This window comes from Bacillus sp. PK6-16, assembly GCF_056530295.1.
Genome location: NZ_CP096511.1, coordinates 5109050 through 5125062, shown reverse-complemented (window position 1 = coordinate 5125062; position 16013 = coordinate 5109050). Strand labels below are relative to the sequence as shown.

Annotated in this window: 16 protein-coding genes and 1 riboswitch; of the genes, 13 read left to right on the top strand and 3 right to left on the bottom strand. The window is 35.4% G+C overall.

Annotated features, from left to right (window positions below):
• Positions 1–51: 51 nt before the first annotated feature.
• From M1D66_RS26255 to M1D66_RS26235, 5 genes are all read left to right on the top strand, one after another.
• Entirely contained in the window at positions 52–1488 is a 1437-nt protein-coding gene (locus M1D66_RS26255; RefSeq protein WP_000746315.1) for an FAD-binding oxidoreductase, read from the top strand.
• Positions 1485–2018: an MFS transporter gene (locus tag M1D66_RS26250; RefSeq protein ID WP_000222352.1), complete on the top strand. Its 534-nt coding sequence runs from the start codon at positions 1485–1487 to the stop codon at positions 2016–2018. Before M1D66_RS26255 ends, M1D66_RS26250 begins: the two co-directional genes overlap by 4 nt.
• Before the next feature lie 78 nt (positions 2019–2096).
• Positions 2097–3815 (top strand): DUF3981 domain-containing protein, encoded by a 1719-nt coding sequence (locus tag M1D66_RS26245; protein WP_000674040.1) that lies wholly within the window; start codon positions 2097–2099, stop codon positions 3813–3815.
• Between the two features lie 125 nt (positions 3816–3940).
• On the top strand, positions 3941–5191 hold the full coding sequence (locus M1D66_RS26240; protein ID WP_001006738.1) for a multidrug effflux MFS transporter: 1251 nt from the start codon (positions 3941–3943) through the stop codon (positions 5189–5191).
• A gap of 261 nt (positions 5192–5452) precedes the next feature.
• Positions 5453–5956, top strand: a complete 504-nt coding sequence (locus M1D66_RS26235) for a hypothetical protein (RefSeq protein WP_000756528.1) — start codon at positions 5453–5455, stop codon at positions 5954–5956.
• 16 nt (positions 5957–5972) lie between these two features.
• Here the strand turns inward: M1D66_RS26235 and M1D66_RS26230 are convergent, their stop codons facing one another.
• Positions 5973–6188 carry a DUF3951 domain-containing protein gene (locus M1D66_RS26230; protein WP_000371386.1) on the bottom strand — a complete coding sequence of 72 codons (216 nt, stop codon included), beginning with the start codon at positions 6186–6188 and terminating at the stop codon, positions 5973–5975.
• A gap of 169 nt (positions 6189–6357) precedes the next feature.
• Positions 6358–6463: riboswitch (SAM riboswitch) on the top strand.
• Between the two features lie 135 nt (positions 6464–6598).
• Between M1D66_RS26230 and M1D66_RS26225 the strand changes: the two genes are divergently transcribed.
• From M1D66_RS26225 to M1D66_RS26205, 5 genes are read left to right on the top strand one after another with little or no spacing between them, the layout of a single operon-like run.
• Positions 6599–7516, top strand: a complete 918-nt coding sequence (locus tag M1D66_RS26225) for an ABC transporter permease (RefSeq protein WP_086384890.1) — start codon at positions 6599–6601, stop codon at positions 7514–7516.
• Between the two features lie 17 nt (positions 7517–7533).
• Positions 7534–8538: an ABC transporter permease gene (locus tag M1D66_RS26220; protein WP_086384891.1), complete on the top strand. Its 1005-nt coding sequence runs from the start codon at positions 7534–7536 to the stop codon at positions 8536–8538.
• Complete coding sequence (locus tag M1D66_RS26215) at positions 8495–9505, top strand: ABC transporter ATP-binding protein (protein ID WP_000531241.1); 1011 nt, start codon at positions 8495–8497, stop codon at positions 9503–9505. Before M1D66_RS26220 ends, M1D66_RS26215 begins: the two co-directional genes overlap by 44 nt.
• Positions 9502–10275: an ABC transporter ATP-binding protein gene (locus tag M1D66_RS26210; RefSeq protein WP_016124190.1), complete on the top strand. Its 774-nt coding sequence runs from the start codon at positions 9502–9504 to the stop codon at positions 10273–10275. Before M1D66_RS26215 ends, M1D66_RS26210 begins: the two co-directional genes overlap by 4 nt.
• A 13-nt stretch (positions 10276–10288) precedes the next feature.
• Positions 10289–11899 carry a peptide ABC transporter substrate-binding protein gene (locus M1D66_RS26205; RefSeq protein ID WP_000714125.1) on the top strand — a complete coding sequence of 537 codons (1611 nt, stop codon included), beginning with the start codon at positions 10289–10291 and terminating at the stop codon, positions 11897–11899.
• Between the two features lie 24 nt (positions 11900–11923).
• On the opposite strand, the gene M1D66_RS26200 is transcribed toward M1D66_RS26205, so the two are convergent.
• Positions 11924–12391: a YusW family protein gene (locus M1D66_RS26200; protein WP_001221552.1), complete on the bottom strand. Its 468-nt coding sequence runs from the start codon at positions 12389–12391 to the stop codon at positions 11924–11926.
• Positions 12392–12564: 173 nt separating this feature from the next.
• On the opposite strand from M1D66_RS26200, the gene M1D66_RS26195 reads away from it, so the two are divergent.
• From M1D66_RS26195 to M1D66_RS26185, 3 genes are read left to right on the top strand one after another with little or no spacing between them, the layout of a single operon-like run.
• The gene (locus M1D66_RS26195) at positions 12565–13464 is read left to right on the top strand and encodes a helix-turn-helix transcriptional regulator (protein ID WP_000544199.1); all 900 of its coding nucleotides are present in this window, start codon (positions 12565–12567) and stop codon (positions 13462–13464) included.
• A gap of 18 nt (positions 13465–13482) precedes the next feature.
• Complete coding sequence (locus M1D66_RS26190; protein ID WP_000922547.1) at positions 13483–13674, top strand: hypothetical protein; 192 nt, start codon at positions 13483–13485, stop codon at positions 13672–13674.
• Positions 13671–13949: a hypothetical protein gene (locus M1D66_RS26185; protein WP_242554906.1), complete on the top strand. Its 279-nt coding sequence runs from the start codon at positions 13671–13673 to the stop codon at positions 13947–13949. The genes M1D66_RS26190 and M1D66_RS26185 overlap by 4 nt, the downstream gene beginning before the upstream one ends.
• A gap of 44 nt (positions 13950–13993) precedes the next feature.
• On the opposite strand, the gene M1D66_RS26180 is transcribed toward M1D66_RS26185, so the two are convergent.
• Positions 13994–15634 (bottom strand): peptide ABC transporter substrate-binding protein, encoded by a 1641-nt coding sequence (locus M1D66_RS26180; protein WP_000731086.1) that lies wholly within the window; start codon positions 15632–15634, stop codon positions 13994–13996.
• Positions 15635–16013 lie beyond the last annotated feature (379 nt).

Genomic DNA, 16013 nt, shown 5'->3' with positions numbered 1-16013 from the left:
GTACCTGAAAGAACGGGTATCTCTTTTTGTTGCTAATAAGGAGAGTGTCCTTTGAAAAAAAGAAAGATAGTAGTGGTCATTGTCGCATATACGGTTTTGCTTGCAACGTCTGTACATACGTATAAAAAACAAATTGATCATCCTATTATGAGTGATGTAGGTAAATTGCTTCCGACAAAAATAAAACGTGTTGAAAGTGCTACGGAAGAGCACTCGTTAATAAAATTAGTGCGAGATGCAAAAGTTTCAGGAGAGAAAATTTCCATTGCAGGCATGCAACATAGCCAAGGAGGACAGACATATTATCCAAATGGTACGATGCTCGATATGAAAGGATATAATAAAATATTAGAATTTGATCCAGAGAAGAAGTGGATTACAGTTCAAAGTGGTGTCACGTGGAATGATATTCAGAAGAAAATAAATCCATATGGCCTTGCGGTACAGGTCATGCAGTCTCAAAATATTTTTACTGTTGGTGGTTCATTAAGTGTAAATGTACACGGGCGTGATATTCGTCATGAGGCACTAATTGATACAGTAGATTCATTTAGATTGTTAATGGCAGATGGCACGGTACGTAATGTAAGTAGAGAAGAAAATGCAGAGTTATTTCCATATGTCATTGGGGGTTACGGTTTATTTGGAGTTATTTTAGATGTGACGCTGAAGTTAACAGATGATGAATTATATGAAATGCACACGAGAATGATAGATTATAAAGAATACGCATCTTATTTCAAAGAGAAAGTGAAAAGAGATGAGAATGTTCGTATGCACTTAGCGCGTATTTCTGTTGCTCCAAATTCATTTTTAAAAGAGATGTATGTGACAGATTATACTTTGGCACAAAATCAAAATATGAGAGAAGAGTACAGTGAATTAAAGGAAGAAAATATTATAGCGGTACCGAAATTTTTACTTGGGTTATCACGTTATAGTGATTGGGGAAAGAATACATTTTGGGATATACAAAGAGGTTATTTTGAACGTACAGATGGAAAGTATGAGACGCGTAATAATGTTATGAGATCAGATAGTGCTTTTATGGAATATGAAAATCCAAATAGGACCGAAGTGTTACAAGAATACTTTGTGCCTATAGATGCTTTCACGGAGTATATAGATGATTTACGTAACGTATTAAATGAAGAAGAGTTTAATTTACTCAACATTACGATTCGTTACGTGGAAAAGAATGAAAATGCAGTTTTGTCCTATGCGAAAGATGATATGTTTGCGCTGGTTCTTTTGATTAACCAGGGACGCTCAGAGAGTGAGATAAAGAAAACAGAGGATGTCATTCGGAAGATGATTGATGTTACTTTAAAGCATAACGGTAGTTACTATTTGCCGTACTATTCTTATCCAACGAAAGAGCAGTTAAAGAGGGCATATCCTCGTATTGAAGAATTTCTCAAGAAAAAGAAGGAAGTAGATTCAGAAGAGAGATTTGTGAATTTATTTTATAGGGAGTATACGAAATGACATATAGAAGATTTGTGGCTTCGCAAAGTATCATCATGATGGCAGGAAGTATGGTATTTCCTTTTTATATATTATTGCTTCGAAACATTGGAAATAGCTTCTCGCAATTTGGCTGGGCGTATGGCTTATTTGCTTTAACATCAGCACTTGTATATCCACTAGTGGGAAAGGTATCTGATCAAGTAGGTGATAAAAAATTATTAATCATATACGCTTGGTCCATGGCAATCTTAATGCTTTGCTTTCCGATTGCCACGGAAGTATGGCATGTGTATATTCTTCAAATTGTAATGGGAGTTTTAGGTGCTGTGCAGCGTAATACTGAGAAGACTTCATTAGCACGAAAGGTTGCGCAGGAAAAGGCTGGTTATGAGATTGGAAAATACCATGTGTGGACATCCATTGGCGGAGCAGTAGCGGTTATTGCCACGGGATATTTAGTAGATTTCTTTACGATTGGTACAATTTTTTATATTGCATCTATTCTATATGTAGTGAGCGGGATTGTATTAAGTAGTAAAAAAATATAACTATTCCTATTTTCACCTTAATACCCTTTATTTGTTATACTAAAAGGGAATACAAAAGAAAAGGGGACAGTGCCTTTGATGAAATTTGTAGTTTTAGCTATTCTTACTTTGTTTTTGATTCCATGGACAAGAAGTAGTAGTAAGCTTCGAGCAGTGGATAAGAAGGGAGATAAGAAGGTTGTAAAGGGTAAGAAATCATCTATTTTAGTTATTCCTGTTTTATTTTGGATAGGTATTGCAATCTATGAATACTTTTGGCTAATTGATGATCGGGTAGACTCGATTCTTACTCATTATTCTGTTGCAGTAGCAATTTTAATTGGGCTTGTTTTATTTTCACAAGATCAAATAGGGAAATTAGAAGGTACATTAAAAGGACTTCTAATGTTTATTTTACTCGCAAGTTACGGCTACTTTGGTTATTTGCACGATATAGTAATCTCGCAAAAGAAATATGATTCTGTTGTTAAGATAGAGAAAGATATTTCAGAGCCATTTACTGAAAATGACCAGCCGTTTACAGTGCCGCCAAAGACAGCGGAGAATAAGATGAAAAAAGTATTTGGTGATATTCCGAAAGTAGCTTATTTTGAGCTAGGAGAATTAACGCCACAAATGGTAAACGGCGAAGCTTTATATGTAGCGCCGATTGAAGTTTCAGGATTTTTTAAAGCGCGTAAAGCTGAGACAATTCCAGGGTATGTAACGATGTCAGGTACGAATCCTGATGCGGAAGCGAAACTGCACCTCGGTTATAAAATGAAATATGTGCCAAGCATGTTTTTTGGTAATAATTTAGAGCGTGTGGTAAGGCAAGCAGAACCAAATTTAATCTTTAAAGGAAAACCTAAATTTGAGGTTGATGATAAAGGAAAACCATATTATACAATGACGTATGGTGAATTTATTTCAGGAAGATCTGGATTTGAGGTAGAAGGTGTTGTCGTAGTAGATGCACAAACAGGTGAAGTGAAAAGATATGATAAAGGAAAGGCACCTAAATTTGTTGATGGTGTATTAAATCATGAGACTGCATCTACGTTAAATACGTACTTTGGTAAATATATTCACGGATTTTGGAATACGAAATTCTCACAAACAGATATGAAAATTCCGACTGAGTGGGGAACGAAAGAAGGCGTGACCCCGATCTTTGGTAAAGATGGAACACTGTATTATTTTACAGACTTTACTTCTCCAAAAGAAGGAGTAGATTCAGCCCTAGGCTATTCATTAGTAGATGCACGCACAGGCAAGCTATATTACTATAATGGAAAAGAAGTAAAGGGGATTATGGATGGTTCAGCAGCTACAGAAGTAGTAGATAATTCCTTTAAGAGAGAGAAATGGCATGGGACAATGCCTGTCATTTATAACGTATACGGTAAACCAGCTTGGATTATTCCGGTTGTTGATGACGGAGGCCTAGTACGTGCACATACAGTTGTATATGCTGCTAATGCAAAAATATTTGCGACAGGTTCTTCGCAGAAAGAAGCGCTTGAGAATTATAAAAACGTAATGAGCGGTAATGGTGATACATTTAGACCAACCTCAACAGGAAAAGAAGCGCAAAAAGAAGGTATTGTACAACGTGTATATAAAGAAAAATCAGGTGAAAATACAATCGTGTACGTACTTTTAGAGAATGAACAAAAGGTATTTATGATACCGGTGAAGAAATTCCCATATGCTATGTTTACAGAAGTAGGAGACCCAATTCAAATTACATATTTAGATACGGGAGAGATGATGTCCTCAGTATCTAAATTTACGAATAGCAATGTGAAAAAGTAAAGCGATAGAATTTCTATCGCTTTTTTTACATTATGAAAGAGGAAAATGCGCTGTACTTGACGTATGTTTATGATGTAACTATAATTGTTACGATTCAGTTTGTATAGGAAAGGGTGGATTGAAAAGTGAATGAAGTTAATCACGAAATATATAAACCTGTAAAGGCAAACAGGTTATGGATGATTCTTGTATTAGGAACACTTACGGCGATTGGGCCATTATCTATTGATATGTATTTGCCTTCATTACCGAAGTTAACGGATGACTTGCAAACAGGTGCATCCCTCGCGCAGCTTACATTAACAGCTTGTTTGCTTGGGCTGTCAGTAGGACAATTATTTGTTGGCTCAATTAGTGATATTTACGGAAGACGCAAACCTCTTATTATTGCTCTTATTATTTATGTTGCTTCTTCTTTACTTTGTGCTGTTGCGCCATCTATTTGGACATTAGTGTTATTGCGCTTCCTACAAGGAGCTTCAGGATCAGCCGGGATTGTTATATCACGTGCGATGGTACGTGATATGTATTCAGGTTCTGAAATGACGAAGTTTTTCTCACTGCTTATGTTAGTAAACGGAGCAGCACCTATTTTGGCACCGATTATTGGGGGGCAATTATTACAGTTTACAACGTGGCGCGGTGTTTTCATCGTTCTTGGAGCAATTAGCGTATTCATGTTAATCTCAGCTATTTTTGTATTACGTGAAACATTACCTCCTGAAGAAAGAGAAACAGGTGGTTTGTCAGGGACTTTGGCGACGTACGGAAAATTGTTAAAGGACCGTCTGTTTATGGGATATGCATTGTCACAAGGATTAGTAACAGCGGCAATGTTTGCATACATTTCGGGCTCACCATTTGTGTTGCAGAACATATACGGAGCATCACCACAGCAGTTTAGTTTATTCTTTGCAATCAACGGTATCGGTATTATTATTGCTAGTCAGGTTACGGGTCGTTTAGCGGGGAAAGTGAATGAGAAGACATTATTTGTCTCTGGTATCATTATTGCAGCTGTTGGTGGTTTATCTTTACTACTGACAATCTTACTAGGAATAGGGTTAATTGGTGTTTTATGCTCGTTATTCCTTGTCGTATCAAGTGTTGGGGTTGTCTCAACAACTGGGTTCTCATTAGCGATGAGAAATCAAAAACAAGCTGCAGGAACAGCATCAGCTTTATTAGGTTTATTACAGTTCATTTCAGGAGCACTTGTTGCACCGCTAGTAGGTATTGGTGGAAGTAATACAGCATTACCGATGGGTGTTGTAATAGCTCTTTGTGAAGTTGGTGCGGTACTATGCTATTTATTTATGGCTAGAAGAAGTGAAAAGCAGTTTGAACTGCAAGCAAGACAAAATTTAGAGGCTTAACAAAAAAGAACTGATTCAAAGGGAATATTTGAATCAGTTCTTTTTTCATTTCTTTGAAATACCTCATATAGTTTTGTAAGGTGCTGTAGTAAAGCAGTGCAAAAGTTATTTGTATAAAGTGACGATACTGTGACAAACATGTTGGTATATATATTACGATGTCGTCTTAAGTGTAAAAAGTAGGGCGTTCTCGGTATAATAACAAGTGGAGATAAAAGAAACTATAATGAGTAGTAGCTGTAGATAAAAGGAGAAGAAGAGATGAAGAAGGTTTTGGGTATTGCTGTAATGGGAAGTATGATCCTTCTAGCAGGATGTAATGGAAATAAGGATACGAAAGAACCGAAAGAAAAGGTAGAGCAATCTACAGAACAAACAGAAGAAATGAAAGAATACCGTGCAGTACATGAAAAATACGATTTGAAAATGAATAAAGAAATTAATAACGCACTGCAGTTATTTGAAGTGGCAAAAGAAAAGGGCGGTAAGGAAATAACGACTGCTACATATAAAGAAGATGTGCAAAAGGTAACAACGAGCATGTTAGAAGATATTGATCATATACGAAAAGAAATTCGTGTTCCGAAGTCGAAAGAGCAAGAACATGAGGTATATGTCGGTTTCTTGAATGAATCGGAACAAGCAATGAAAAAATTACAGAAGTTAGCGAAAGAAGAAGATTCATCGTTGATTCGTGATATAGAAATTAATTTTGCAACAGCATCGACATACTATAAACGTTTTCAAGCAGAAACGAAAAAATAACCTTGCCTATGCAAGGTTATTTTTTCTTCTTACCATCTCCGTCTTCATCCTCGGATACTAATACCTTCTGTTCTTCGTGAAATTCGGAAATAGTTTGCCCGGTAATATTATCGAAAGGAGTATAAAAAGAAGTAATACGTTTCTTTTTAATAAAGAGTTTATAGAAGCCGATGATGACAAGTATAACGATTGTTAAGGGTAATCCTATAGTAGCAAGAAGTAAGGGGTCCATCTTATAACTCCTTTAATATCATTTCTTTTTATTATAAGCCGAAAACTGTAATTTCGATAAAAGAATTAAAAACTGACTTTTCTAAATTTATCCAATTAGATTGACTTTTCAATTTTTCAGAATTATAATTCGAGATATACAATTTGAACTAAATAATAATATAGCAATTTACTTATCCAGAGAGGTAGAGGGACTGGCCCTATGACACCTCAGCAACGGGTTCTGTAATAAGAACACCGTGCTAATTCCAGCAAGCAAGTCTTGAAAGATAAGTGATGGGCCTTTGTTTGTTAAGCCTTGATCTTATTTTTTAAGATCAAGGCTTTTTGTATTCTAAAAAGAGAAAAGGGAGTAATGGAAAAGTACATTCATAAAACAAAGTAAAAACATGTATTTAGGGGGTTATTGAAGTGTATGTAATTAAAAAATTATCGGTTATGGTGTTCACACTATGGGTTATTACGACAGTGACATTTCTAATTATGCATATTATTCCGGGGGATCCATTTTCATCAGATGCAAAAATCTTTCCTGAAGAAGTGATCCAAAACATGAGAGCGAAGTATCACCTTGATGAACCGTTATGGAATCAATATATTGCTTATTTAGACGGTGTAGTTCATTTTGATTTTGGCGAATCTGTTCAATCAACCGGGCAAGGTGTATCAGAAATTATAACAACTGGCTTTGGTCCATCAGCAATTATTGGTCTACAAGCACTTGTTATTTCATTGTTGGTAGGAATTGCGGCAGGGACATTTGCTGCTCTATATCATGGGAGAGTAATTGACTATAGTGTGAGTTTGCTCGCAATTCTAGGTATTTCTATTCCAAGTTTTATTTTAGCACCACTATTTATACAAGTATTCGCTATCCAATTTGAGCTTTTACCAGTAGCCTCTTGGGGAACATTCGAACATACAGTATTGCCATCCTTTGCATTAGCGTTAGGGCCAATCGCAGTTATTACAAGGTTTGTTCGTTCTAATATGATCGAAGTACTGCAGAGTGATTATATTAAGCTAGCAAGAGCAAAAGGCATACCAATTAAGAAGATTATTATAAGACATGCTCTTCGAAATGCGATTGTTCCAGTACTTACATTTGTGGGACCGTTAATGGCTGGACTTTTAACAGGGACTTTCGTTATTGAAAAAATCTTTTCAATTCCTGGCCTAGGAAAATATTTTGTAGATAGTATTTTTAACCGAGACTATCCGGTGATTATGGGAACAACGATTTTTTATAGTGCATTATTAATTGCTTGTATTTTCATTACAGATATTATTCACCGTATTGTTGATCCACGTATTCGTTCTATTACATAAGGAGGGGGGATATTAAAATGGGAGCTTATGAAATTAATGACCAGTTATTAACAAATGAAGAGAAAAAAGAATTAACGATAAATAAAAATCAGCAAACGATTAGCAGAAAGAAAGAAGTGTTTCGTAAGTTTATATCGAATCCAATCGCAGTTTTAGGAACAGTGACGTTATTGCTAATTATTGTTTTCTCGCTTATTGGCGAAAGTTTAACGCCATTTACTGCGAGTGAACAAGTAAAAGAGGCAACAAATTTACCGCCGAGTAGTGAACATTGGTTTGGAACAGATGATTTAGGGAGAGATATTTGGGCACGTACTTGGGCTGGTGGGAAGATTTCACTAACAGTGGGATTAGTAGCAGCTGCCCTCGATATAGGGCTTGGTGTACTGATTGGTGGATTTAGTGGATACGTGAGAGGGCGTAATCGCCTTGGAACGTTAATTGATGAGTGGATTATAAGAGGAATTGAAGTATTATACGGCATCCCATATTTATTAATTGTTATTTTACTATTAATTGTTATGAAACCAGGTCTTTTCACCATTATTATCGCCCTTGCATTAACGGGATGGATTGGAATGGCTCGTCTCATTCGAGCACAAGTATTGTCTTTAAAACAACGAGAGTTTGTTATTGCAGCAGAGCGATTAGGTACATCACATATGAAAATTATATATGGGCATTTAATTCCGAATTTAACAGGCATTATTATCGTCAATTTATCATTTACAATTCCGGCAGCTATTTTTTCAGAATCATTTTTAAGCTTTATAGGACTTGGGGTACAATCACCAGCGGCAAGTTGGGGGACGATGACGAATGACGCACTCGGGACATTATTGAGCGGAGAATGGTGGCAACTATTTTTCCCAGCAATCATGATTGCACTCATTATGTTCGCATTTAATGCAATTGGTGATGGTTTGCAAGATGCAATTGATCCAAAAATCGTAAAACGGAATCGAAAGGAGAAAAAACATGGGACAGCTCTTATCTTTAGAAAACGTAACGTTAGCCGTTGAAAAAGAGAATAGTAAGCAAGCAATTGTGAAACATGTTTCCTTTTCTATTAACGAAGGTGAAATAGTTGCACTTGTAGGAGAAAGTGGTTCAGGAAAAAGTGTTACAGCACAATCCATTATTGGCTTGAATCAAGAATCCATTCATATCGATGATGGAAATATAGCTTTCCAAGCAAAGGAATTAACGAATTTACAAGAGTCAGAATGGAATCAAATTCGCGGAAAAGATATTTCTTTTATATTTCAAGATCCGCTTTCATCTTTAAACCCAACGATGAAGGTAGGCAAACAAATTACAGAAGTAATTTTGCAACATGGGAACAAATCGAAAAGAGAAGCAAAGGAAATTGCGATTAACTTGTTAACAGATTTAGGGATACATGAAGCAGAGAAACGCTTTGAACAGTACCCACATCAATTAAGCGGAGGTATGAGGCAGCGTATTTGTTTAGCAATTGCGTTTGCTTGTCACCCAAAGCTTGTAATTGCAGATGAGCCGACAACAGCGTTAGATGTAACGATTCAGAAACAAATTATGGGGCTATTAAAAGAAAGAAAAGAAAAACAAAATACGAGTATTTTATTAATTACACATGATTTGGCACTTGTACGTGAAGTTGCTGATCGAGTAGTTGTTATGTACGGGGGACGTGTCGTTGAAAAAGGAACGATACAGGAGGTAATAGGTTCTCCTAAACATCCATATACGAAAAGTTTATTACAAGCAATTCCGAATATGGATGATTCTGAAAAGGTATTACGTGCTATAGAAGGAACGACACCTTCCATTGAAACATTAAATAGCTTTGGTTGTCCTTTTGTAAATCGTTGTCCAGTAGCGATAAAAGAATGTATTCATCGTTTCCCAGAGAGAACAACGTATTCTAAGGAGCATAGTTCACATTGCTGGCAGCATGTTCTGGAGCATAATAAAGCGAAATCAAAAGAGAAGGTGAATGCCTCATGACGACAGATTTAATTACTGTAAAGCAAGTAACAAAAACATATGGAAGTAGAAGTAAAGAAATCACAGCGTTAAAAGATATATCACTTTCTATCCCGAAAGGAACAACACTTGGCATTATTGGTGAAAGTGGTTCAGGAAAAACAACACTTGGAAAGCTCATAGCAGGGATTGAGAGTCCAACGTCTGGTGAAATTGATTATAACGGTCAAGTCGTTCACAAGCTGAAATCAGCTCATAGGCGAGATTTTTTACAGAAAGTACAGTTCATTTTTCAAGATTCCACAGCAGCATTAAATCCGCGCTGGAAAGTACGCGATAGCGTAACGGAAGGTTATATTTCATTCGGTTTAGGTGATAAAGGATTAAAGGATAAAGTAGCGGGTGATGCGCTAGAGCGTGTTGGATTAGATAGAAGATATATTGATCGATATCCGCATGAATTTAGCGGAGGACAACGTCAACGTATCGCTATTGCAAGGGCGTTATTGTGTGAGCCAGAAGTATTGATTCTTGATGAACCAATTTCAGCATTAGACGTTTCATTGCAAATTCAAATTGTACATCTGCTGCAAAAAATCCAAAAAGAACAAGGTTATACATATTTATTCATCGCTCACGATTTACCGATGGTTCACTATTTATGTGAAAAAGTAGCTGTCTTATACAAAGGAGAACTTGTTGAATTTGGAAATACGGACGAAGTATTCCGTAATCCACAACATTCTTATACAAAAACATTATTAGCATCAACACCAAAAATTTCAGGTTAAAGGAGAATGTAGGATGAAGAAGTTTTTACTGTTTGTCATTATGACTGTTTTAGCGATTACTTCTGTCGCTTGCGGTAAGAAAGAGACGCAAAAGGCGAGTGCTGGTAAGGGAGAAGGAGATCGATTAGTAACGAATATTAGTAGTGATCCATATACACTTGATTCTGCTATTGCAACAGATAGCACGTCAGGTTATATAATTGGGCAGTTGTTTTCAAGTTTATATACGCAAGATAGTAATGGGAAATATCAAAATGAATTAGCGGAGAAAGAAGAAGTAAATGCTGATGGAACTGAATATACAATCCATTTGAAGAAAGATATTAAATGGTCAGATGGTTCTCCTATTACAGCAAATGATTTTGAATTTGCATGGAAGCGATTATTAAATCCGAAAACGGGTTCTATGAATGCGACAGAAATGTATTTTATTAAAGGGGCAGAGGCGTATAATACTGGAAAAGGTGAAGAGGGACAAGTTGGTATTCAAGTTGTTGATCCTCAAACATTAAAGGTAACCCTTGAACACCCAGTTGCTTCTATTAAACAAAAACTAGCAAGCTCACTATTTATTCCATTAGCTAAAAAGTCGATTGATGATAATAATAAATTAAAAACAGATCCAAAAGAGTTAATTACGAATGGGCCATTCACGTTAAAAGAGTGGAAGCATAACCAAGCTATTACAGTACAAAAAAATAAAGAATTCTATGATAAAAAGGTAACTCTAAAAGAAATTGAGTTTCGTATTATTCCAGACTCTAAAACAGCGTATCAATTATTTAAATCCAAAGAATTAGATTTACTAAGTGGTTTACCACAAGAGATGATCGAAAAAGAAAAAGGAAATAAAGAATATAAGCGTGTTGCAGGGTTCTCTTCTTATATTTATTCGTTTAACGTAGAAAAAGAGCCGTTTACAAATGCGAAGGTACGTAAAGCATTTTCATTAGCGGTTGATCGTAAATTTATCGTTGAAAAATTGTATAAAAATAATGCGCAAGAAGCATATGCATTCGTTCCAGAAGGAGCAAAAACACAAAGTGGCCGTGATTTCCGTAAAGAAAAAGGTGATTACGTTAAATTTGATCCAGCGGAAGCGAAAAAGTTATTAGAAGAAGGCATGAAAGAACAAGGCTGGTCTACATTACCTGAAGTAACATTAAAATTCACTACAGATACACAACATAAAAAAGTAGCAGAAGCAATGCAAGAAATGTTTAAGAAAAATCTTGGCGTAGATATTAAATTAGAAAATAAAGAGTGGAAGAGTTACATCGACACATACAAGCAAAGTGATTTCCAATTAGCTTATATGGGATGGGGCGGCTCTTTATTAGATCCAATTACTAAACTAGATTTATATGCGGGTGATGGTCCAAATAACTATGCAAAATGGCATAATAAAGAATTTGACGCTTTAATAAAAGAAGCAAAAGTTGAACAAAACGAGGATAAGCGTTTTGAATTATTGCATAAAGCGGAAGATATTATGTTTACAGATTCACCATTAATCCCAATTATTTTCCCAAGTGCTTCCTATTTACAAAAATCATCAGTATCCGGTGTCCAATTCATTATTGGTTCTAGTCCAGAATTAAGATACGCAAAAATTAAAAAATAAAGAAGTAGGCAACGGCCTACTTCTTTATTTTATTTCTCTTTTATATTCTTTTTTCGTTCCATCAGAGAAGACAACTTCTAAATCGAATTTTTGATAGTCTTTATCAAGTTTGAACACGTTCACTACTTGATCGATTACTTCTTGGTCAGGAGTATCTTTATCAAATTTTAATTCTTGTAGAAGTGGGCTTAATTTTGTGATAGCCTCGTCTCCTGTTAATTTTACATCTGCTTTATGATCTTCAATTTTTGCTTCCATTTTCTTGTCAGCTGCTACATTTTTATAGTCTGCTTCGTAGTCTTTCTTTGTATCTTGATAGTCTGCCTTTAAATCGAATTCATTGAAGTTTAGTTTTAAATCTGCAGGAGCCTCATTTTTTGCTTCTTCAGTCGTCTTTTTATTAGAAGTTGTGTCTTCTTTGGCAGGAGCTTTACATCCTGTTAATGCAGGTACTAGCATAAGAGCTAATAAAACTGATAGTAGAATTCTCATTATAAATTCCTCCTTATGTAAATTCGTTCTATACAAGTTTTTCCCAAAAACATGTAATTATGTATGTGTTGAAAATAAATTATTATCCTGCAGTCACGAGGGCTAATCCGCAATTTAAATCAAAAACGATTTGTATGTATATGGTAAATTGAAATTGTGAGGGAGGGGCTAAAATGCATGAAGAATATAAAGAGATAATAAAAAAATCAATTGAATATATAGAGAATCACTTACATGAGGAGCTTACAACAGAAAGAGTGGCATCTCACAGTGCAGTATCGATGTACCATTTTCATCGCATCTTTCAAAGATATGTTGGGATGAGTGTAACGGATTATATTCGAAAGAGAAGGTTAACTCATGCTGCGCAAGTTTTAGTGTCAACGGAGAAAGCTGTTATTGATATTGCACTGCAATACGGTTTTTCCTCACAAGAGGCATTTACGAGAGCTTTTAAAAGAATGTTTCAATTGCCACCAAAGAAATATCGAAAGTACTTTCAGTCATTTTATATAGAAAGAGAGGGTGTTTCAATGCAAAAAGGTATACCGAAAGGATGGATCTTAAGTGGGAGTCATCCTGCTGAATATGAGATGGGTTTAGATTATGAAGTTGTCCATCAAGGAAAAGTATCTGCATACATAAAAGCAAAAGAGAATGTTACGCACGGAGGATTTTCAACATTAATGCAAATGTTCAGAGCGGATAAATATGTAGGGAAGAGATTACGTTTTACAGCATTTGTTAAGAGTGAAAATGTAAGAGATTGGGCAGGATTGTGGATGCGAGTAGATGGAAAAGATACAGAACCGCTCGCTATGGATAATATGCAAAATCGCCCCATTAAAAATACGAATAACTGGCAATCGTACTCGGTTGTATTAGATATAAAAGAAGAAGCACTTGGTATTGCATTTGGTGTTTTATTATCAGGAGAAGGTTGTGTGTGGCTAGATAGTATTCGATTTGATGAAGTAGATGAAAAAATTCCTTCAACAGATTTGGCAGAGAACTTTTATGAAACACTTTTAGAAGAGCCGGTGAATCTGCAATTTGAAGAAGTAGAAAAATAAAAAACAAGGAGAAAAGATATGCTCAAATATGTAAAACTAATAAGTATTAGTTTAGTAATATCGTCTTGTATTATGGGAATTAATTATTTAGTTAGCTATCTTTGGTCAGGGCATATACCTTCTTTGACGTGGAGAACATATTTGATGTTTGTGTTTATATTTATGATGAGTTTTGGTTCAATGCAAAAAGAAGGAAAAGAGGATTATTGACAATAGTCTTTTTCGCCTTTCTTTCATTAACACAAATGGTTGTAACTGTGCCACATGAAATGCTTTCTAAAACATATCAAACAATCAGTGAATTATTTCCTGCAACATATGCAGCGAATGGCTATTATACAATAATATTTGGAGGAGTTAGTTTAGAGAGAAATATTATTTCATTATTAGTTATTGTATTGGTTACACAATCAGTAGCAGTGATGACTTTAGCTATAAAAGGAATGGTAAAGGGAAGAAGAAGCTCTGTAGTTAAAGAAATATAAAATAAAAAGGTATCCTCGGTGGGATACCTTTTTATTAGCACTTATTATTTTGTAACTTCTGTCCACTTGTAGTTAAACTCACCACCGAAGTCAGTTGTTACAAGTCCTTTAATGAAAGAGCGTTGTAAGTAAGAACGGCCTTGTTGGTATAAAGGAGCGACAGCGCCGTCTTGTAATAGAATTTTTTCAGCTTGCTTCATTGCTTCAAAGCGTGCTTTTTCATCGCCAGCTAAATCAGTTTTCACTTTATGAATTAGCTCATCGTACTCTTTGTTAGAGTATTTATCGAAGTTATAAGCACTATCTGTTGTAAATAAATCTAAGAATGTAATTGGATCAGCGAAGTCAGGGCCCCAGCCGTCAATACCAATTTCATAGTCACCACTTAATAGTAGTTTTAGCTGTTGTTTACGTGGTTGTGGTTTTAAATTCACTGTTAATCCATCTAGGTTCTTTTCTAATTCACCTTTTAAATATTCTCCAGTCTTTTTAGCTAAAGCATTGTCACTTGTTAATAGTTCGATTGTTACTTTGTCAGTACCAAGTTCTTGTTTTGCTTTTTTCCAGTTTTCTTTCGCTGTTTTCACATCATCCTTGACTAGATTTCCATTTTCTTTACGGAAGTCATTGCCTTCTGGACTCTTTGCAAATTTCGCAGGAACCATTCCTTCAGCTGGAACAGCGCCGTTATTTAAGATTGTTTCTACGTAAGCTTTTTTATTCATTGCGCCGTTAATAGCAAGGCGTGCATGTTGATTTTTTAATGTTTCATTTTTCTGATTTAATCGTAAGAATTGAATGCCGACTTCAGCGCGTTCTTTGAAGTTTGGATCGCTCTTATATTTATCAACAAACTCTGCAGTTAAAGCAACACGATCAATTTGTCCTGAATCATATAAGTTCACTTCTGTAGACTTATCTTTAACGACATTGAAGTTGATTTCTTCTAATTTTACAGTTTTAGCATCCCAATAGTTAGGATTTTTCTTCAATTGGAAGCTTTGTTCATGTTTCCAGTTATCTAATGTGAAAGCACCGTTATAAATTAAATGATTTGTTTCTAAACCATATTTATCGCCTTGAGACTTTAAGTACTCTTCATTAATTGGTAAGAATGTTGAGAATGTAGTTAAGCTTAAGAAGTAGGGAACAGGACGGTCTAGTTGTACTTCTAACGTTTTATCATCAACAGCTTTGACCCCTAGTTGATCAATTGGCAATTGTTTTTGGTTTATTTGTTTCGCATTCTTTATATCGAAGAATAAGAATGCGTATTCAGCTGCTGTATCAGGATTTACGGCACGTTGCCAAGCGAAGGCAAAGTCCTTTGCTGTAACAGGAGTACCGTTTGACCATTTTGAATCACGGAGATGGAATGTATATTTTGTTTTATCGGGACTAATGTCAACCGACTCAGCGACACCAGGAACCGGTTTATTATCTTCTCCCATTGCATATAGCCCTTCAAAAACATTACGCATTACGTTCATGGATTCCCCATCCGTTGCTTTTGCAACATCCATTGTTGGAATTTCTGAAGCGAATGATAAGTTAATTGCCTGTTTATCAGGTGCTTTATCGTTTGCTTTCGCTCCGCTTGCATTATCTTTATTTCCCCCGCAAGCAGTTAGTAATAGACTTGCCCCTAAAACAGATGCAACAACAGGTACAACTTTTTTCTTCATTGTTCGTTCCTCCCTAAATGTGTTGTTCGTAACGTCATAATGTCCGTGTCTTGAAGTAGCTATAGAAGGAGATAAAACCTATTATAAATATTTGTTTATAGGTAATCAGGTGTTCTATATGTATATACATGTTGAACTATAATCTATCGTTATATGTTTCAACGTAGTAGACATTATATTTTGATGGTTAAATATTTTGTTTCTTTGATTATTTAGAATATTAACACTGAAAAGAACTATATGTCAATAATAAAAATAGATTGTTAATTTCTTAGAATAATATATTAAAAAAGCAGATTCTCATGTGTGAGAGAACCTATTTTTAATATATTTTGCTAAAAAAACAATTGGTGTGGGCTAATAATAAGTGGGGATGAAG